Genomic DNA, 19,782 nt, shown 5'->3' with positions numbered 1-19,782 from the left:
ATATTCCTTAGATCAGCTTCTGTTCGGCCAAGAAATCAACCAAGGCGATACCTGCCTGGCCGCTGTCGTTGATGACCGTTCCGGCTTGGCGCGCAGGGCGGGCTTCAGCTGCGATAACTTCGGTGTTCGAGCCGAGGGCGCCGACCGCGGCTGCATCCAGGCCGATAGCGGCCAGGTCCAGCTCGGTGACAGTCTTCTTCTTGGCAGCCATGATTGCCTTGAAATTCGGGTAGCGCGGCTCGTTGGCCTGGTCGGTGACCGAGAGCACTGCCGGCAGGTTCGCCTTCAGGGTCAAAGTGCGGTCCAGGTGATCGCGCTTAATGGCCAGTTCACGCTGTGCGGCATCGAACTCAACGGCCAGCGCGTGAGTCAGCTGCGCAAAGCCCAGCCGTTCTGCGAGCTGGGCTGGAACAACCGAGGTTTCAGCGTCGGTCGAGGACATCCCGGTAATAACCAGGTCCACGTTGCCGGCATGCTCAACCAGCGCCGCAAGCGCTTTCGACGTGGCGATGGTGTCGGAACCGGCCAAGGCGTCATCGTTCAGATGCAGCCCTGAGCTGGCACCCATCTGCAGGGCCTTCTTGACGGAGTTGCCCGATCCCTTGCCGCCCATGGTCGCGGCGATGACTTCATGCCCGGCGGCGAATCCGCCGTTGGCTTCCACGATGGAAACAGCAGCTTCCACGGCGTATTCGTCAAGTTCGGAGAGTACTGATTCTGCACGGTCAAGGCGCAGCGTTCCCGAATCGATATGACGGTCAAATTGAACATCTGGGACGTGTTTGACCAGGACCACTATTTTCAGTGGAGTGGTGCTTTCCTCGCTCATTCGCGCCTTCCTACGAGCTTCGATGCCCGCACCGGTGCGGGGCACCGGGGCAGGCTAATTCCTTCAGTGTCTATCGTATCGACACAATGCAGTTCACTGGGTGTTTATCGCTCTCAGATCAACAAGTGACGCGGGCTAGTCGATCACCAGCCCGCGTTACTTGTTTCACAGCGTCATCATGACGATTTGTTTAGTTATTTGACAGCGCTCCGACAGTTGCTGTTGCGGTCTGTTCCTTGCCATTGCGAAGGTAGCTGATTTCCACTTCTCCCCCGGCTGGAATCTCGCGGATGGCCGCGGTCACGGTCTGCGAGTCCTGGACTGCACGGCCGTTGACGCCGGTGATCACGTCACCGGACTTCAGACCGGCCTTATCAGCTGCCGAGTCAGGGCTAATTTCAACAACGCGGGCACCCACCGAGAACGCCGAAGCGTTCTGCTGGTTCGATCCAGCTGCGCCCTGCGGGGTCACCGTGGCTCCGAGCAGACCGTGGGTAGCCACGCCGTTATCGATCAGTTCCTGGGCAACACGCTTTGCGTAGTCGATAGGGATCGCGAAGCCAACGCCAATCGATCCGCCTTCTTCACTGTTGCCTGCCGAGGCAATAGCAACGTTGACACCAATGATTTCACCATTGGCGTTGACCAATGCGCCGCCGGAATTGCCGTGGTTGATCGCCGCGTCAGTCTGGATGACGTTTACGTAGATCGAACCGCTTGAACGCTGCTGCTCTTGTTCCTGTCCCGGGAATTGGAAGTTGAATTGGTTGCCATCCCCGCCCTCGCTCTGGTCGCTTTCCTTCGGAACGGCCGAAGAAGCGATGGAGATGGTGCGGTTCAAGGTGGAAATGATGCCGTCGGTGACGGTGCCGCTTAGACCCAGCGGTGCGCCGATGGCGACAGCGGTATCCCCGACATTCAGCTCGGCCGAGGAACCCACGGCGGCAGGCACCAGGCCGTCGGCCTGGATATTGATGACTGCCAGGTCCGATAGAGGATCTGTGCCTACCACGGTGGCACTATGCACCGAACCGTCGTTCATCTGGACCGAAATTTTGGGATTGGCAACTTCGCCACCCAGGGTAACCACGTGGGTGTTGGTCAGAATATTGCCCTTGTCGTCCATGACGATGCCCGATCCGGAACCGCCAGAACCGTTGCCGGAAACCTCGATGGTCACCACGCTTGGGCTTGCCTTGGCGGCAGCGGCGGTGACTTCGGTGACCTTGTCCGGGTTGTTGATCACCACGCCCTCACGCGGCGAACTGCTCACCGAGGAAGACCCCGCGTCGTCATTCATCAGGTAGGTCGTGCCAGCGGCAGTGACGCCACCTACCAAGGCCGCGGCAATCATTCCGGCGATGAGCGTGCTGCCAGAGAAGGACTTCTTGTCCTTGGAAGGCTTCTCGGGCGGGATCGGGTAATTCGCAGGCTCGTTGGACGGAGGGCCGTAAGGGGAACCGTAGGGAGAGCCGTTCTGGACTTGCTGGGCGTCGGAATGCTGTCCGTGGGAGTGGGCCGCGTTCTGCGTTCTGTCAACGGACGGCGCGGGGTAAACGCTGGTTGGATTCTCGCTGGCGCTTGGAGCCTGATTCACTCGCGGGTAGCGCACCGTAGGTTCGGCCGAAGCAATTGGGTCGTTATTGGTGTCGTTAATTGGCTCTGCTGAATCGCCCGCATCGTTCCCACGTGGCTCATTCGGTGTCTGGCTCATGGCTTGCCTCTTTCGAACTGTCGAATCTCTTGAGTTCTATTATCCAACTCTGGTCTGTGGCATCGAATTGTGGTGTCTGAGCACCGGCTGTGAGTTAACTATTCTGCCAGCTGAATGTCGTAGACGTTGTTCATTAGGGCAAATAGAATCAATCATAAGTGTGAACCCAATCTCGGGGATCACCAGATCGGGATTCTCCCGATTTTAGATTGACTGATGCATTTCAGGTGGGGAACAAGACATGCGTATGAAAGCTCGACGGCTGATTGCTGGAGCAATATTGGCAACGGTAGCCTCTTTCGGCTTATCGGCACCTGCGATGGCTGAATCGCCTGTAACGATTCCACCTGGCGACTTCGTCGTCGATTCTTCAGGCGTGCTCGGCTCCGACGAAACGCGTTTGGAATCCGAAATTAAGGAACTTCGCAGCAATACCGGACTAAACCTGTTTGCGATATTCGTCGACGAGTTCTCCAACCCAGACCAGGCAGATCAATGGGCCGCCGAAGTTGCCAACCAAAAGGGTTTGGGCAGCGCTGACTCCATCCTGGTGGTGGCAACCGAGACCCGCCAAGCATATTTTGCTGGCGCCGAAGGCGGTCCGATTGCCAAAGCCGATACTGAAATCTACAGCAGCCAAATCAGCCCGGCACTCAGTGAGAAAAACTGGGCCGGTGCAGTCGAGGGGGCCATCGCTGGCATACGCAGCGTTGAAGGTGGAGGCAGCCCAGATGGTTCATCCTCTGGCGGTGGTTTCCTAACCGTCGTACTGGCCATTGGTGCCGTTGCTGTGGTTGGGTTCCTTTTCCTTTCACGGCGCAGCAAGAAGAAGACCGCGCAACTCGGCCAGAGCCAAGGCCAACACCCAGGACAGTACGGCGCCCCTGCTCCGCAGCAGCAACTGGTCCCCCTGGACAAGCTCCGTTTGCAGGCAGACCAATTGCTGGTGGCTGCAGATGACTCGATCCGTTCTTCGCAGCAAGAATTGGGCTTCGCCGAAGCACAATACGGCAAGCAGGCTGTCCAGGTCTATGTGGAGGATATTGAACAAGCCAAGAACCACCTGACTGAATCTTTCCGCCTGCAGCAGCAGTTGGATGACGATATCCCCGATACCGAGCAAGATCAGCGTTCATGGTTGAATGAAATCATCGACCGTTGCAAGAAGGTCAACAGTTCCCTGCAGGCCCATGCTGACGAGTTCAAGCAATTGCGCCAGCTGGAGCAGAATGCCGAGGATCGCATTACTGAGGTATCGGCGAACCAGGAACCGCTCAACCAGAGGCTGTCGGCCCGCGTGGCAGACTTGGAACGCCTTGCCGGCCAATATGACGCCAGCGCAGTATCGCAGATCAAGGACAACGCCGACCAGGCCGCCGAGCGCCTGACCTTTGCTTCTTCCGCCTTGAAGCAGGCATCAGAGAAACTGGCCACTGACCGATCCAATGCCGCGATCTTGATCCAGAATGCGGAAGAAGCCCACGACCAGGCCGATGTGCTGCTCAAGGCCATCAACAAGGCTGGCGAAGCCTTGGGGCAGGCCCAGCAAGACTTGAAGTCCGCAATCGCGCTGGCCGAACGCGACCTGGCTCAAGCGAACGCCTTCGTTGGCAACGGAGCAAATCCCCGCCTTTCCAGCGCCGCGGCCGGTGTCGAAAGCACTCTGGCGAATACCAAGCAAGCACTGAGCAGCGGCAAATACAACCCGCTGGCTTTGATCACCCAGCTCGATGAGTCCGTTCGCCCGCTTTCAGAAGCTCTTTCAAGTACGCGTAACCAGGCTCAGCAGGAACAATCAGCCCGTGCACAACTGGATTCGTTGCTGCACACCGCAGCGTCGCGCATCAGCGGTACCGACGATTACATCCGTGCCCGTCGCGGCGGCGTCCGCTCTTCAGCTCGAACCCGCCTTGCTGAGGCGCAGCGCACCTTCGATGAGGCGCGCTCGCTTTCTGGCAGCGATCCGCTGCGTGCTGTAGGTTCCGCACAGCGTGCCATTCAGCTAGCTGACCAAGCTGCGCAGATGGCCGAAAGCGACGTCAGCGGATTCGACGGCTTCGGCGACTCGCGCGGTTACGGGAACTACGGCCGTGGCCGCGGGGGCGGGATGTTTGATGGCATCGGTGGCGCGATGCTCGGAGGCATCCTGATCAATACCATCCTCGGCGGCGGAGGCCATGGCGGTCATTCCGATGGCGGCGACGGTGGAGGTTTCTTTGGCGGGGGCGGCTTCGGTGGCTTCGGCGGCGGCGGAGGCGGCTTTGGAGGAGGTGACTTCGGAGGCGGAGGAGGCGGCAACTTCTAGCTTGCCGGACCAGTTTCACCAGAAGGTTTCAAGTTCATAGTGTTTTCTTGACGGACAGAAAGGTCCAACCATGATCAAGCAGTCAATCTTCGGACGCATTTCCCAGTTGGCCAAGGCCAATATCAATGCAATGCTCGACTCAGCTGAAGATCCCCAGAAAATGATGGATCAGATGGTGCGCGACTACAACGACAATATTGCTGAAGCAGAGCAGGCGATTGCCCAGACCATCGGCAACTTGCGCATGCTGGAAGACGACTTCCGCGAAGACGAGCAGGCAGCTTCCGAGTGGGGCAACAAGGCTCTGGCAGCATCCAACAAGGCAGAAGAGTTCCGTGTTGCAGGCAATGCCGATGATGCCTCGAAGTTCGACAACTTGGCTAAGGTCGCCATCCAGCGCCAGATGCAGGCCGAGTCCGAGATGAAGACCGCCGAGCCGACGATCGCTTCGCAACGCGAGATCGTGGACAAGCTCAAAAGCGGCTTGAACATGATGAAGGAAAAGCGTACCGAACTGGCAAGCAAGCGCGACGAGCTGGTCGCCCGTTCCAAGTCGGCACACGCTCAAAACCAGGTCAATGAAGTCATCAAGTCCGTGAACATCATGGATCCGTCCAGCGAAATTGGTCGCTTCGAAGAAAAGGTTCGTCGCGAAGAAGCCCGCGTTCGCGGTGCTGCAGAATTGCAGGCATCAAGCCTGGACTCCCAGTTCGAGTCTCTGGAAGATCTGGGTGAGCAGACCGAGGTGGAAGCCCGTCTGGCCGCTCTGAAGGCCAAACAAACCGATGCTTTGGAGAGCTAAACTTTCTGCTCTCTGAACTGTGTCAATTGGCTGGCAGTGCGAAAGCATTGCCAGCCAACTTCTTTAATGCTTAAACCAAAAGCGGAGACCCTTCCGGATCTCCGCTTCCACTTTCGTGGCGGGGAGAGGATTTGAACCTCTGACCTCCGGGTTATGAGCCCGGCGAGCTACCGAACTGCTCCACCCCGCGTCGGTAAATACAACATTACCAATCAGTGAATGACTTGGCCAATCCTGGGATAGTGCATTGCGTCACCAAGAGACCCCTGGCTCATGAAGCGGGGAAATCGCCCCACTCCCCACGGCATCTCCACAGGGTCAAGGGAAAGCTTTTCAGGACCATCCGGCGGGCTCGAAACAAAATCAACGCCATGGGTCCGCTGCCTGTCCGCCTCGGCCCAGTGAATGCGGACATATTAGTTGCTCCCCCATCGGGAAGTCGATCATGTGCCTACTGGCGCTTGGCCACGCTCACCCGTTGGCGCCGTCCTGAGAAATCCAATTAAACCAAAAACGGAGACCCTTCCGGATCTCCGTTTCCACTTTCGTGGCGGGGAGAGGATTTGAACCTCTGACCTCCGGGTTATGAGCCCGGCGAGCTACCGAACTGCTCCACCCCGCGTCGGTAAATACAACATTACCAATCAGTGAATGACTTGGCCAATCCTGGGATAGTGCATTGCATCACCAGGACACCCCCGGCTCGCGAAGCGGGGGCAACCGCCCAACTCTGCACAGGCTCTCCCCCGGATGAAGGGAAAGCTTTTCAGACCCATCCGGCGAGCTTGAATAAAAATAAAGGGCTATAGGCAATAAAGTGTGTCTGAAAACCTGATCCTGCCCCGGACAGCCGGGGCAGGATCAAGGTTCACATGGGTATTGAATCCATAAGTGTGAAGCTTACTGGACAATCCCATACTTGTATTATCTGTCATTCCCGACTGAAGAAAAACGGAACCACCTCCAAAGGAACCCAGCGCTGGCGCTGCATCACCTGCAATGCCAGCACCGTTTTCAAACGCGAAGACACCACCGCCCGCAACCAACTCACCGGCTTCGTCACCTGGCTGATGAGCAAACATTCCCAAGCCGAATTCGGCGGCGGAACCGGCCGCACCTTCCGGCATCAGACCGCTTGGTGCTGGAACGTGCACCCCTACCTGCATCACACCGGCGAAGTCTTCGACGAGATCCAAGTCGACGGCATCTATCTGCGCCAAGGCTGGTGCCTGCTGATCGCCATCGCTCACGGACGTGTCATCGGATGGCAGTGGTGCGACCGCGAAAAAGCCGAGGCCTGGACCGTGTTGCTGCAGCATTTCCCCGGACCGAAAGTCGTGGTGACCGACGGCGGATCAGGCCTGATGAAAGCGCTCAAAGAGTTCTGGCCGAACGTGAAAATTCAACGCTGCTTGGTGCATATCCAGCGCAACGTGCGCACCTACCTGACCCTGAATCCGCGTTTGCCTGCAGGGAAGTCATTACGTCGATTGAGCCTGAAACTCACGAAAATCCGGACGCAGGAAGCCGCAGCAGAATGGATTGCCGCCTTCGCTGCGTGGCATGCCGAAAACCACGAGCTGATCAATGAACGCACCTACGCTGCTGACTGGTCCGGTGCCTGGCCGCGGGGCCTGCGACGCAACCGCAAGTGGTGGTACACCCACGATCGGCTACGCAGCGCCTACGAGTCCATGAATAACGCCCTGCGACGCGGGCACCTGTTCACCTACCTGGATACAGATCTGAACGGCTTGGGGATCAACGCGACGACGAACATGATTGAAGGTGCGGTGAACTCCGGCATCCGGGCCATGATTTTCTATCACCGAGGGATGCCCATTGAGCATCGCCGGCGGGCGTGCGAGTGGTTCTGCTGGACGCATGCGGATGACGGGAACCACCCGGCCTTGCGGACACTGTTGCGCCCGGAGCATTACACTCCCGAAGCGAAGAAGAAGGCGCAGCACATAGTTGATGAAGCACCAATCGGCCCGGAGCTTTATGGCACTGGCGCCAGCACTGAGGATGGGCAATTCATTCGCAGTGAGTGGATGAGGAATATCTACTAGAGCAGGGTTTTAAGGTTGTCTGGCCCGGGAACACGCCCGGGTCAGACACACTTTATTGCCTATAGCCCAAAATAAACGCCACGGTCGCCCATTGGCGCAGGCCTGAGAAGTCCGGTTAAACCAAAAACGGAGACCCTTCCGGATCTCCGTTTCCACTTTCGTGGCGGGGAGAGGATTTGAACCTCTGACCTCCGGGTTATGAGCCCGGCGAGCTACCGAACTGCTCCACCCCGCGTCGGTAAATACAACATTACCAACTGGTGAACTCAATAGCGAATCGAAAAGAGTGTCCTTAATCGCACTACGCCTAAATGTCCGACCTGATCCGAATTATCCTTTGGTTATATCCAGATGCCTTGGCCCGGCGTTACCCGGGTTTCAAAGACCCCAGGGGTCTTCCGCCGCATGATTGCACACTCCGGCGGGTAGCCCGTCGCCACAAGGTGCCTGAGAGTCTGCTGCGATCACCCTAGCCCGCTCAGGGGAAGATTCTCGGGCCTTCCAGCGCCCGGGGCCCTGCGGTAGGCCTGGAACTGCGTCAGCCTTCGGCCCCAACTTACACATATGCCGGCGACCGCCCCCTTCCCGTACATGGGTTGACGGCAGTTCCCGCATCAATTCACGGGTACTGATCCGGCAACGGGCAACTTGCAGATTAACGCAAAATGGAGATCCGTTAGGATCTCCATTTTGCCATTCGTGGCGGGGGCAAGATTTGAACTTGCGACCTCCGGGTTATGAGCCCGGCGAGCTACCGAACTGCTCCACCCCGCGATGACTAGATAATTCTTGCATCATCGCGGAGTGAAAGCAAATCGGTCAGCTGATGCTAGTGCTTAGCCTTCAGCACCGTCCTGGGGTGCTGGCGATTGGGCTGCGTCCTGATTTTGTCCGTCGTCCAGTTTCACATCCCCGTCAACCTCGGTGCCGTTGATGGCCGCATCTGCGTCCATCGCGCGGGTCAAGGCATCCTCCAACTGCTTCTGCGATTCGCCGTAGGCTCCGAAGTCGCTCTTGGCCAGCGCTTCCTGGCCATTCTTGATGGCTTCATTCGCATCAGCCAGAGCTTCGGAGAGCTTCTGGGTATCAGTCTTGGTTGGTTCCTTCTCGCCCTTTGGATCATCCTCTGGCGTAACGCCTTCGGTCTCACCAGTCACTGCACCGGACTCACCGCCGAAGACCTCATCCAGTGCTTCAGCCAAGGTATCGGCGAAGCCAACCTTGTCGCCGAAGGAAACCAGGACCTTACGCAAGGTCGGGTAGCTGGTCTGTCCCGAGGACTGAACGTAGACCGGCTGAACGTAGAGGATACCGCCGCCAACTGGCAGCGACAGCAGGTTGCCGTTCTTGACCTCCGAAGCACCCTGACGCAGCAGGTTCAATTCAGTGGTCACGCGTGTGTTGGTATCGAAGTTCTGCTGTGCTTGGCCTGGGCCAGGAACCGCAGTATCTCGTGGCAGCTCGAGCAGGCGCAGCTTGCCGTAGTCTTCGGCCTTCGCCCCAGGTTCGGAGCCGGCATCGGCGTTGGCCGAAAGGAAGCCGAAGAGCACGTTGCGCTGCTGGCCGTTGGCCGCGGCAGCAGGGATAAACGTCGAGGTCAGCGAGAACGACGCTTCATCCTGGGTCGGCATCTTCAAGGACATGAAGTATGGCGGCTGCTTCACGCCAGCGGCGGATGAGGTCGGATCATCCGGCACAGCCCACGCGTCGTTGGACTCGTAGAACGCGTCCGGGTTGTCCACGTGGTAGGTGGTTAGCACTTCGCGCTGCACCTTGAACATGTCCTCAGGGTAACGTACGTGCTCCATCAACTCAGCCGACATGTCATCCAACGGGTTCAATGCCGTAGGGAAGACCTTCTGCCAGGACTGCAGGATCGGGTCTTCGGTGTCCCAGGCGTAAAGCTTGACCGTTCCGTCATAGGCGTCGACGGTGGCCTTCACCGAGTTGCGCAGGTAGTTCACGCGGCCGGTCAAAGACAGGTCCTGCGCATTAGTCAGCGAGTCGGTCACTGCCGAGTCCAATTGCTGCTGCTGCGAATACGGGAAGTCGTTGGAGGTGGTGTAGCCATCGATGATCCACTGCACGCGGCCATCAATGATGGCAGGGTAAGCCTGGGAATCCAGCGTCAGGTACGGAGCAACCTTGCTCACGCGATCGCGAGGATCACGATCGTAGAGGATCTGCGATTCGCTATTGACGTTCTGTGAGAGCAAGAGGTCAGTGGAGGCGAACTTCAGTGCGTAGACCAAGCGGTTGAACATGTTGCCAACGTTCGGACCGCCATCGCCCTGGAAGGTATAGCGGGTGTCTTGGTTCTCGCCACCGGTACCTGGACGGTCAAGTTCCTGGTCGGTCCATCCCTCATCCGGCCCGCCGACAATGGAGTAGGACGGAGAATTCTCACCGAAGTAGATCCGCGGCTCGTAATCCTCGTCGGTAATCAAATCACCGGAGGTCGGGATGCCACCGAGCATGAAGTCCGGACGACCACCGGCAGCCACGCGGTTACCGTAGGCAGCCACCAGGCCGTAGCCATGGGTGTAGTTGATGTGCTGGTTCACCCACGTGTCGGTTGGGTCCACGTTCACTTCACGGGCCGCAATAACGGTATCTTCCACCTTGCCGTCGATCTCGTAACGGTCGACGTTAAGGGTCTCGGCGAAGGTGTAGTAGCCGCGGAACTGCTGCAGCTGCGCGAAAGCAGCCGAAACCAGGTTTGGATCCAGCAGGCGGATATTCGCGGTGGTTGAGGTTTCCTCGGCCAGCGCATTCTTCTCAGTCGAGATCTTCGCATCGTAGTCAGTAACTTCGACATCGTCGAGACCGAAAGCCAAGCGCGTCATTTCGATGTTGCGCTCAATATAGTCGCTCTCCAACGCCCTTTGGGAAGGGACCACCTTGTACTGCTGGATCAGGAACGGGTAGACGCCGCTGGCAACGATCATCGTTGCTACCAGCATGGCGGTGCCGATCAATGGCAAACGCCAGCGACCGTTGATTGCCGCAATCACGAAGGTGATGGCGATAAGGACTGCCACAATGGCCAGAATCATCTGTGCAGGGATGACAGCGTGGACATCCTTGTACAGTGCACCGGCGACACGGCCGGACTGGTCGGTGAGGGTCTCGTACTGGCCGATCCAGAAGTTCACAGCCTGGAAGATCAAGAAGACTCCGACAACAACTGCGGTGTGCACCCGAGCGGCCTTGCCAACGGTTATGCCGCCACGCTCTTCAACGCGGATTCCGCCGTAGAGGTAGTGGGTCAGCAGACCAGCCACGCCGCTGAGCAGCACGACCGAGATCAGGAAGCCGTTGACCAGTGCGATGAATGGAAGGGAGAAAACGAAGAAGCCCAGATCCATGTTGAACTGGGGGTCAGTGCTACCGAAACCGACCTGGTTGAAGAACAGCAAGATGGTCTGCCACTGTCCGGCCACGGCAACGGCAGCGAAAATGCCGATCACCAATGGAATGCCAACCATCAGGAATCGGCGGACTGGTTCCAGCTGGGCCTGGTAGCGCGACATGGAATCAGGTCGGGTCGAGTTTGGCGCATAGACAGGGCGGTGCTTGTAGGCACTGCGCATCGAGAACCACATTGGAACCGCCATCAGCACCAAAGCGATCAGGAAGATCACTAATTTGGAGATCCGCTCAGTCCAGTAGACCTCGGAGAAACCCAGCTGGTTGAACCAGAGGATATCAGCGTAGAAATTCGACAAGAAAACGAAGACTGCGACGAGAATGACCACCGCGAAGATGGTCAGGGTCAGCGGCGAGGCTTTCTTGCCCGAAGGGTTGGAAGGTCGTTGTGGTTCTTGGGGCCGCGGCGGACCCCCGAACGGACTATCCGATCCGAAAGACACTATCTATTCCTTACTTTGGGTTCTTCCCGTTGTTCCCAACAAGAGAACTCGTGTACCTAATTCTTGTACGGGCGTTGTGTACGAGACTGGTTTCCTTGCATCACATTCTTCCCTTGATGCCCGGCTAAATCTATTCGCATGTCGTGAAAGTCGCCGGGTCTTCACCTGCGGCGATCTTCTCCAATGCCTGGCGAGCTTCTGACAGGGTTGCAACCTTGATGACATCCAGTCCGGCAGGAATACGCCCTATGGCTTCAGCGCAGTTGTCGGCTGGGGCCAAGAAGACGGTTGCTCCGGCATTCTTCGCCGCCACCATCTTCTGGGCGATTCCACCGATTGGACCGACCTTGCCATCGGCTGAAATCTCACCGGTACCTGCGATGTGGTGGTCTCCCGCCAATGAGCCTTCCGTCAGGCGGTCAATGATCGCCAAGGCAAACATCATGCCGGCGCTGGGACCGCCAACATTTTCCAACCCGAAGCTCACATCGATAGGGAACTCGTATTCGTTGCCCAGGAAGACACCCAACTGGCGTTCGCCATTCTCGGCTTCCTTGGTGTTCACAGTGACATCTACGTCGCTGTAGACGCCATGCTTATCCGGTCTGCCAACGGTCAAGATTGCTGGTTCTGCACCGCGGGAATTCAGTTCTTCCTTCAGCTGTTCCAGCGAAGTGATCTGCTCTCCTTCGAATTTCAGAAGGCGATCCTTGGGCTCAAGCACTTTTTCATTCGTGCCGGTGGAGAACTCAGCGACCGTAAGCCACTCGGTAAAGCCCTGATCCAGCTCGGCCAAAGCCGCTGCCACAGCCAAGTCCTGCGATGAAGTCATCATGAAATCATTTTGTTCATTCTTCTCTTCCGAAGAGACACCACGAGAAATGATGGTTTCTTCAGGAACTAGATCCTTGGCCGAATTGACCAATGCTTCAAGTACGACAGGTATGGTGATTCGGTTCTGCCCGCCACCCTGGACGTAAATGGTCAACAGATCCAAGACGCTCTCCGAAGGGTATGACTGGGCTCCCTTGATGGAGACCACATCGTGCCCGTTGTCCTCGCCAAGAGTGTTAAACACTGGGCCAGGCGACCGGATCATGAAATTCGTCGGGAGAAACATCATGACGCCGATCAGGAGGAGCGCAACGACGCCGGAGCTGGTGCGTTTCATGGTTTTGGAACCTCGCGGAGTGCGGCTGGAATCGCCTGGCTCCAAAGTCGAGTCTTGTGGTTCCTGTACGTGCACTGATCCTGCTCCCGCCAACTGTCAAAAAATACGCGGATCCGTCCTTGCAGACATCCCCACCCTTAGCCTACTGAAGCCCTGGGTTTAAAAGCATCAGCATCAAGGCGTATTCGATGTGCCGAAAGCGAACTGAAGCCCAGATTCATGGGAACTATCAGCTACTCGCGGTAGTTTTAAAGGCATGGCACAGAACCCCCCGAATAACCGCCCTAACGGCGATGACGACGAAAACAATCCGCAGGACCCATTTTCTGCAATGTTTGGTCAGCTCTTCGGTGGCGGATTCGACCCGAATGACCTCCCGCCGCAGCTTCGTGATGCCCTTGGTGCTCAAGGCGATCCGGCTGCGATGCAGAAAATGATGCAGCAGGCCCAGGCCATGATGTCCGCGATGATGAGCAATAACGCGTCTTCCGGTCCGGTGAACTGGAAGCTTGCATCCGACACCGCTTTGCAGGCATATGCCAGCGATGATCCGGCGGTATCGGACGCGCGCAACAACGCCATCAGCGATGCGTCAAACCTTTCTGAACTGTGGCTGAACAACGCTACGGTGTTCGAGTCGAACGGCCGCTCGACCGAGGCATGGACTCGTAAACGATGGTATGACAAGACCCTGGCCACCTGGAAGCAGGTCACCGAGCCTGTTGCCGAGTCGGTAGCTAACGCAATCACCACCGCGATGAAGGATCAGATCCCCGAAGAGATGAAGGGCATGCTCGGCAATTCCGATGGCATGTTCCGCAATCTCGGAGCCAGCATGTTCGGCATGCAGCTGGGCACTGCACTGGGCGGCTTGGCAACCGATGTGCTTGGCGGCACCGATATCGGCCTGCCTTTGGCAGGAACCACTCCAGGCATTATCGCGGCCAACGTCAGCAAGTTCGGCGATGGCCTTGAAATCCCAGAGCAGGAAGTCCTGCTGTATGTGATTCTGCGGGAGAACGCACACGCACGATTGTTCAACCGGGTCCCTTGGCTAAGCTCCAAGTTGATTGGTGCCGTGGAATCCTATGCTCGGGGCATCCATATCGACATGTCGCGCATTGAAGAAGCAGTACGCGGTATCGATCCGTCCAACCCTGAAGCGCTGCAGTCGATGCTGGGTGAAGGATTGTTCACCCCGCAGCGCACCCCCGCTCAGGAGAAGGCTCTAGAAAACCTAGAACTGACGTTGGCATTGATCGAGGGCTGGGTTGATCATGTGGTCTCCTTGGCCGCCCAGAACCTTCCATTTGCTGGTCACCTGCGCGAGACGATGCGTCGCCGCCGAGCTTCGGGTGGCCCAGCTGAGACTGCCTTCGCATCTCTGGTTGGCCTTGAATTGCGCCCACGCAAGCTGCGCGAAGCGGCTGCCCTGTGGGAGCACTTGTACGACGAACGTGGAATCGAGGGCCGTGATGCCGTATGGGATCACCCAGATCTGATGCCTACCGCGGAAGACCTCACCGATCCCAAGGGCTTCACGCATCGCCGTGAAGTTGCCGCGACCGAGTTCGACGACTTTGACGCAGCACTGGGTAAGCTTCTGGACGGCGGCTTCGACAACGCTGAACCCGAAGCCGAAGGCGATGACGGTTCAGGGAATCCAGAGGATCCGAAGAACTGATTAGATCGAAACCTCGAAGGAGGGATGTGCACGAGTGCACATCCCTCCTTCGTGCATTGAGCTACTGTTCCTCGTCATGGCCGAAACCCGAAAGTTCATCCTGGGCCCGGCCCAATTCCTTGGCGTGAGCGTTGTAGCCTGCGTGGAATGCCTCCAAGAAAATATCCGCCTGCGCTCGGCGTTCGAACCGGTTCAGCAAAGCCTGGAACCTAGGTCCGTGGCCGGCCCGCGGGACCACCAGATGCGCAAGCTCGTGGACTAGAACATAGTCCTGCACCCAGCTGGGCATATGCTGCAACGTGACCGATAAGCGGATACTGCGCTGCCGATATGAAGCCGAACCCCAACGCTTATTTTGGTTGGCTACCCAACGCACGGATTGCGGCGCGGCTTCGCCGGCGAAGTACTGCTGGTCAAGAGATGCCGCTCGGCGCTCCAGCGCATCATCGGTATGACCCGCGGTACGCGCTTGGCGTCCCTTGCGATACTTCGAGATCATCTCATCAACGAAAGCGCGTTCCGTTTTTTCGTCCAGCGCTGCAGGGACTTGGATAATCAGCCGGTTATCGCGCCACTGGGAGGAAATGGTCTTCTTGCGCTTGGCCGAGCGGAGAACCCGCACTGGAATCTCATCCGGCGCGACGAAGTCGACGGTGTTTGGAAAAGCTGGCATTGCATTGCGCCTCTTTCCTCATCTATGGCAGCGGCCGGGGACCTTCCTGTCCGCTCACTACGTGATCTCTAAGCTACGTCCTAGCCTGAACAGCTTCGGACCAATTCGCCAACTTGTGGAGAACCCTATGCGCGGCGCTCGTCAACGACCGCAAGCACCGCCTCGCCATATCGTTCAAGCTTGCTACGTCCCACCCCGGGAATCTTCGACAATCCCTGGATTGAATCCGGCTGGTGCTCCGCGATGGACATGAGGGTTGCATCGGTGAATATGACGAATGCCGGGACCGCGTTGGATTGGGCAACCTCCGATCGCCATTCACGCAAAGTCTCAAACAACGCTTCATCATAGGCAGCAGGGCACGAGGCGCAACGTTTGAGCTTTCGCTCTTTTGCACTGGTCAAGAAGGATCCACAGGTCATGCAGACTGCGGGCGTGATTTTCTGTTCGCGTTTGCGGTAGGTGGTCTGCTGCCTGCTGCTGGCTTGGCGTACCGATTTAATTCCATCGAGGAATCGTGATGGGTATCGGTGCGCGCGTCCGCCCGGGGTCCTTGCCAGCGACCAGGACAGGTACAGGTGCTTCCGTGCGCGGGTAATACCCACGTACAGCAGCCGCCGTTCTTCATCGAAGCCCGCTTGGTCCTTGGCATAGGAGATCGGGACCAGGCCTTCGTTCAATCCAACCAGGAATACAGCATCCCATTCCAGCCCCTTGGCTGCGTGGAATGATGCCAAGGTGACGCCATCCAGAGTTGGCGCGTGCTGGATCGCTGCGCGGTCTTCCAATTCCTTGACCACATCGTGCAATGTGGCATCAATGTCTTGTTCTTTTTTAAGCGCAACGACTTCGTCGGCCAGGCGAACCAGTGCCGACATCGATTCCCAACGCTGGCGCACCGCACCAGTGCCGCCGCTTGGGGCATTCGCCGAGTAGCCGTGCGAGGAGAGCACATCGCGCACCATCTGCGCAACCGGAGTATCTGCGGCGACGCTCAAGCCGGCCCGCAAGGCCAGCATCCCTTCCTTGACTTCGCGACGGGAGAAGAACCGCTCGGCACCACGCATTACGTAGGGGATGGAATACGCCGTCAGTGCTTGCTCAAAAGCCTGGGACTGCCCGTTAGTGCGGTACAAGATGGCAATCTCGGAGATGTCCTGGCCGTTTTTGAGCAGCTGCTTGATGCGCTGGGCGACTTCCTCGGCTTCATTTTCGTCATCCGTCGCTTCAAAGAATTCAGGGGCCGGACCGTGATCGCGTTGCGCGATGAGTTCCAGTGGTTCGGGCCAGGTCACGTTACGGTCAGGGACTTGGGATTCAATGCGCCGATTAGCAAGCACCTTATTCGCCAGGTTCACGACTTCAGGAGTGGAGCGGTAATCGCGTACCAGCTTCACGACCTTTGCTTCCGGAAACCGTGTGCCGAAGTTCAGCAAGAAGTCTGGGCGTGCACCGGTGAAAGAATAGATGGTCTGGGAGGCATCGCCCACCACGCACAGTTCGTTGCGCTGGCCAAGCCAGAGATCCAGGAGCCGTTGCTGCAACGGCGAAACGTCCTGGTACTCGTCGACGACGAAGTGGCGGTACTGCTGGCGTACACTGGCTGCGACTTTTTCATTGTCTTCAAGAATTGCAATGGTCAGCAGCAGTACGTCTTCAAAGTCGATAACTCCGCGGTCATCTTTGAGCTCTTCGTAGGTTTGGAAGATGCGGGCCATGCTCACTGCTTCGAGACCGTTGGGCAGTTCTCGGGAAGACGCAATCTTGGCGTAGCTTTCCGGGGTATGCATGGAGACCTTGGCCCATTCGATTTCCGCAGCCAGATCACGGACCATGGCGCGGTCGCTGGAAATGCGCAGGCGACGCGCCGCCTCCGCAATGAGCGGGGCCTTGTGTTCTACCAAGTTCGGCAGGGTACCGCCAACGGCCTGCGGCCAGAAGTACTGCAGCTGGCGCAAGGCAGCTGCGTGGAAGGTACGCGTCTGCACGCCGGGTGCGCCGAGCTGACGCAAGCGGGTACGCATCTCCGCAGCTGCACGCGTGGTGAAAGTCAGCGCGAGAACACTGGTCGGGTTGTAGATGCCAGTATGCACGCCGTGGGCGATCCGGTGGGTAATTGCTCTGGTCTTGCCGGTTCCTGCGCCCGCCAGAATACACAGTGGACCGCTGAGGGTTTCAGCTGCTTGCCGCTGTTCAGCATCCAGTCCCGCCAGCAAATTGTCTGCTGGCGGATTGTCGTATTCGGTCACTTGCTCAGGGCCTCCGGAAGGGGTTCGCCGTACCAGGTACGGATCAATGCGTGGGCTATCGAGACTCCGCGCGGTATATCTATTGTTCCTGATTCCAGAGCTTCACGCAGTTCGGCTCGTGTGAACCAGCGAAGGTCCATGATTTCTGCACCATCCGGAACCAGCTCTTCGCTCAAGGCTTCAGCAGCGAAACCGAGCATCAGCGATCGCGGCATTGGCCAGGGCTGGGAACCGCGGTAGGCGACCTCTCCAATACGCACACCGGATTCTTCAAAGATCTCGCGGCGCACAGCAGACTCTAGGGACTCCCCTGCTTCGACGAATCCTGCAAGCACCGAGTACATCCGGTGCTTGAAGGTGGCGTTGGATCCGAGCAGCAATCGATCTTGGCTGTCGATCACCGAGGCAATGATTGCCGGGTCGGTACGTGGAAAAAGCTCGTGGTCATTGTTCACGCAACGCTGGCCCCACCCGAAGGTGGCAGCCCTAACGGGTGAACCGCAGCGTGGGCAGAATTTCTCTGAACGGATCCAATTGGCGATCGCCTGCGCTTCAACGAAGAGTTCTGCATGCAGTTCATTGAGCAGGTTGAAGCCTTCACGTAGCGTCGTCCAGCGCTCGATGCCGCTGGAGGCATAGTCCTCGGCATCAACGAGAGCCAGAACGTATTCCGTGCCTGATGCACGCCCCAGGTACACCTGGCGCTCGGAGTCTTTTGCGAGGTAGTCCGTGCCGTTGAGAAAGAAGAGATCAGAGCCGATAGTTGCCGCGCCACCACCACTGATCAGCAGCACCTTGGTGCTGCGCTGCTTAAATAGGCCAGGCAAAAGCATCGGGTCTTGCTTTTCGGTCAGTGGGCGCTCAATCAGAGACTGTCCGAAGTGAAGTCCGGTAAGTGGGGTTCGATAAGTTTCTGCCAGAGCCATACCTCTAACCTAATGCACATAGCGCTCCAGAATCTTGATGCTTGCTCAATGTGGATAGCTGTTGATCAATGAGATTCGTCGCAACTCTGAATGTTGCCGGTGAATCCCGCCATATTCCGTGCGTCATTCAACGATAGAAAAGGGAATCTCGCATACGGTGGAACTTGTGAAACGCACTGCCATGGAACTCGCCGCAATTGCCACCGCCGCCGTCCCCGGATTGACTCCGGTAGGCTTCGCGGCGCTGTCCGACGATGCAGAAGATTTTGACTCAGCATTGATCGTCGACGCACTCAAGCATCGCTGGCGCGTTCGTTCACCTCGGCATGACGAGGCAAGCATGCGTCTGGAAGCAGAGCTTTCGGCCTTGCGCGCTTTCTCCGCCAAGGTCCGCGCTTCACTGCCGTTTTCCTTGCCTGCCGTAGCCGGCACCGTGCGCCAGGGCCCACTGCGCACCTTTGTCTACAAGGATATGCCCGGACACGTTCCGACCCTCGATGAATTGGTTGATGTCGGCAGCAACCTGGCCAAGTCGCTGGGCCAATGCATGGCTGCCATCCACCAGATCCCAGATGAAGCTGTTGAAGTGGCAGGCCTGCCGACCTACACTGCCGACGAGATTCGACAGCGCAAACTCAACGAACTGGATACGGCCGCGGCTACGGGCAAGGTGCCAAGCGGTTTACTGCGCCGTTGGGAACACGCCATGGAGGACGTGGCGCTGTGGCGTTTCAACGCTGCCGTAGTTCACGGCGACTTCGATGAAGAGCAGCTGCAGATTTCCCATTCCAGCATCACTGCAGTCAAGGGCTGGACAGATTTGCACGTCGGTGATCCCGCTGATGACTTCGCTTGGCTTTCGGCCATAGAAGACCAGAGCTTCAGCGAGCGCGTTTTCACCGCCTATGTCGAAGCCCGCGGCAAGGCTGCGGATCCGCACATCATGCGTCGCGCCGCGCTGGCCGCCGAATTCGCGCTGGCGCAGTGGCTGGTGAAGTCTTTGGATTCCAAGGACTACGAGCGCATCGCCGAGGCCGAAGAGATGCTACGCGAATTGGACCAGAACATCGCGGAGTACGGTGGCCAGCCATTGTCGGTCGTGGAAGCTCCGCGCCCTTTGGCTCCCCAGCCAGAAGCACCGGCCCAGAAGGCTCCGGAAAAGCCGGCCGCCGTCGCCGCGCCAAGCATTAACACCGACAAGGTCACTCCCCTGGCAGCGGAATCGCCGAACTCCGCAACACCCCGAAGCACAGCGTCCAATGTCCAGGCCGCGCCAGAGGAGTCTGGTGACCAGCCAAAATCTGATGCTGTTCAGGCTGATGCCAAGAACAGTTCGCCTGCGAAGGATGAACCCGCCTCCAAGGCCGCCGAACACGATAGTGATGCAGCGGAGGCCGAGTCAGCTGCCGCACGGCCAATGAGCACGGCTGAGCCTGCTGAAAAGAACAACAAGCCTGTTGAGGACGCCGAGAAGTAAAGACTTCC

The 19,782-nt window shown here is 58.0% G+C and carries 12 protein-coding genes and 4 tRNA genes; 5 read left to right on the top strand and 11 right to left on the bottom strand.

All coding sequences use genetic code 11. The annotated features are described in order from the left end of the window. Nucleotides 1-7: 7 nt before the first annotated feature. A complete protein-coding gene (locus ACIOU9_RS02565; RefSeq protein WP_181149011.1) occupies nt 8-829 on the bottom strand; it encodes an electron transfer flavoprotein subunit beta/FixA family protein in 822 nt (273 codons plus the stop codon). A gap of 190 nt (nt 830-1,019) precedes the next feature. Next, entirely contained in the window at nt 1,020-2,543 is a 1,524-nt protein-coding gene (locus ACIOU9_RS02560; RefSeq protein WP_133834294.1) for a S1C family serine protease, read from the bottom strand. 319 nt (nt 2,544-2,862) lie between these two features. On the opposite strand from ACIOU9_RS02560, the gene ACIOU9_RS02555 reads away from it, so the two are divergent. Further along, on the top strand, nt 2,863-4,848 hold the full coding sequence (locus ACIOU9_RS02555) for a TPM domain-containing protein (protein ID WP_402695968.1): 1,986 nt from the start codon (nt 2,863-2,865) through the stop codon (nt 4,846-4,848). Between the two features lie 70 nt (nt 4,849-4,918). Continuing rightward, the gene (locus ACIOU9_RS02550; protein WP_402695967.1) at nt 4,919-5,650 is read left to right on the top strand and encodes a PspA/IM30 family protein; all 732 of its coding nucleotides are present in this window, start codon (nt 4,919-4,921) and stop codon (nt 5,648-5,650) included. Nucleotides 5,651-5,766: 116 nt separating this feature from the next. On the opposite strand, the gene ACIOU9_RS02545 is transcribed toward ACIOU9_RS02550, so the two are convergent. Together ACIOU9_RS02545 and ACIOU9_RS02540 are read right to left on the bottom strand one after the other, a co-directional pair. Further along, nucleotides 5,767-5,840 (bottom strand) — tRNA-Met (locus tag ACIOU9_RS02545). 358 nt (nt 5,841-6,198) lie between these two features. After that, a tRNA-Met gene (locus ACIOU9_RS02540) sits at nt 6,199-6,272 on the bottom strand. Nucleotides 6,273-6,522: 250 nt separating this feature from the next. On the opposite strand from ACIOU9_RS02540, the gene ACIOU9_RS02535 reads away from it, so the two are divergent. Beyond that, on the top strand, nt 6,523-7,722 hold the full coding sequence (locus ACIOU9_RS02535; protein WP_402695966.1) for an IS1249 family transposase: 1,200 nt from the start codon (nt 6,523-6,525) through the stop codon (nt 7,720-7,722). Nucleotides 7,723-7,883: 161 nt separating this feature from the next. Here ACIOU9_RS02535 and ACIOU9_RS02530 read toward each other — a convergent pair. The 4 genes from ACIOU9_RS02530 to ACIOU9_RS02515 form a co-directional block, all read right to left on the bottom strand. Further along, nucleotides 7,884-7,957: transfer RNA gene (locus ACIOU9_RS02530), tRNA-Met, on the bottom strand. A gap of 465 nt (nt 7,958-8,422) precedes the next feature. Then, nucleotides 8,423-8,496: transfer RNA gene (locus tag ACIOU9_RS02525), tRNA-Met, on the bottom strand. Between the two features lie 62 nt (nt 8,497-8,558). Further along, on the bottom strand, nt 8,559-11,594 hold the full coding sequence (locus ACIOU9_RS02520; protein WP_105657496.1) for a UPF0182 family protein: 3,036 nt from the start codon (nt 11,592-11,594) through the stop codon (nt 8,559-8,561). A gap of 130 nt (nt 11,595-11,724) precedes the next feature. Then, nucleotides 11,725-12,765 (bottom strand): PDZ domain-containing protein, encoded by a 1,041-nt coding sequence (locus ACIOU9_RS02515; protein WP_133833706.1) that lies wholly within the window; start codon nt 12,763-12,765, stop codon nt 11,725-11,727. 256 nt (nt 12,766-13,021) lie between these two features. On the opposite strand from ACIOU9_RS02515, the gene ACIOU9_RS02510 reads away from it, so the two are divergent. Next, complete coding sequence (locus tag ACIOU9_RS02510) at nt 13,022-14,449, top strand: zinc-dependent metalloprotease (RefSeq protein WP_105661504.1); 1,428 nt, start codon at nt 13,022-13,024, stop codon at nt 14,447-14,449. A 61-nt stretch (nt 14,450-14,510) separates the two neighbouring features. On the opposite strand, the gene ACIOU9_RS02505 is transcribed toward ACIOU9_RS02510, so the two are convergent. The 3 genes from ACIOU9_RS02505 to nudC all read right to left on the bottom strand — a co-directional run bounded on the left by ACIOU9_RS02505 (nt 14,511) and on the right by nudC (nt 18,297). Then, complete coding sequence (locus ACIOU9_RS02505) at nt 14,511-15,122, bottom strand: M48 family metallopeptidase (protein ID WP_105661505.1); 612 nt, start codon at nt 15,120-15,122, stop codon at nt 14,511-14,513. Between the two features lie 125 nt (nt 15,123-15,247). Continuing rightward, nucleotides 15,248-17,371, bottom strand: a complete 2,124-nt coding sequence (locus tag ACIOU9_RS02500) for an ATP-dependent DNA helicase UvrD2 (RefSeq protein ID WP_105661506.1) — start codon at nt 17,369-17,371, stop codon at nt 15,248-15,250. Further along, a complete protein-coding gene (gene nudC / locus ACIOU9_RS02495) occupies nt 17,368-18,297 on the bottom strand; it encodes an NAD(+) diphosphatase (RefSeq protein WP_105657501.1) in 930 nt (309 codons plus the stop codon). The genes ACIOU9_RS02500 and nudC overlap by 4 nt, the downstream gene beginning before the upstream one ends. A gap of 166 nt (nt 18,298-18,463) precedes the next feature. On the opposite strand from nudC, the gene ACIOU9_RS02490 reads away from it, so the two are divergent. Then, nucleotides 18,464-19,774 (top strand): phosphotransferase, encoded by a 1,311-nt coding sequence (locus tag ACIOU9_RS02490; RefSeq protein WP_105657502.1) that lies wholly within the window; start codon nt 18,464-18,466, stop codon nt 19,772-19,774. Nucleotides 19,775-19,782: the final 8 nt, after the last annotated feature.

It is taken from the genome of Glutamicibacter sp. NPDC087583 (assembly GCF_044743685.1).
Taxonomy (GTDB): domain Bacteria; phylum Actinomycetota; class Actinomycetes; order Actinomycetales; family Micrococcaceae; genus Glutamicibacter.
This window is presented reverse-complemented; position numbering and strand designations above follow the sequence as displayed.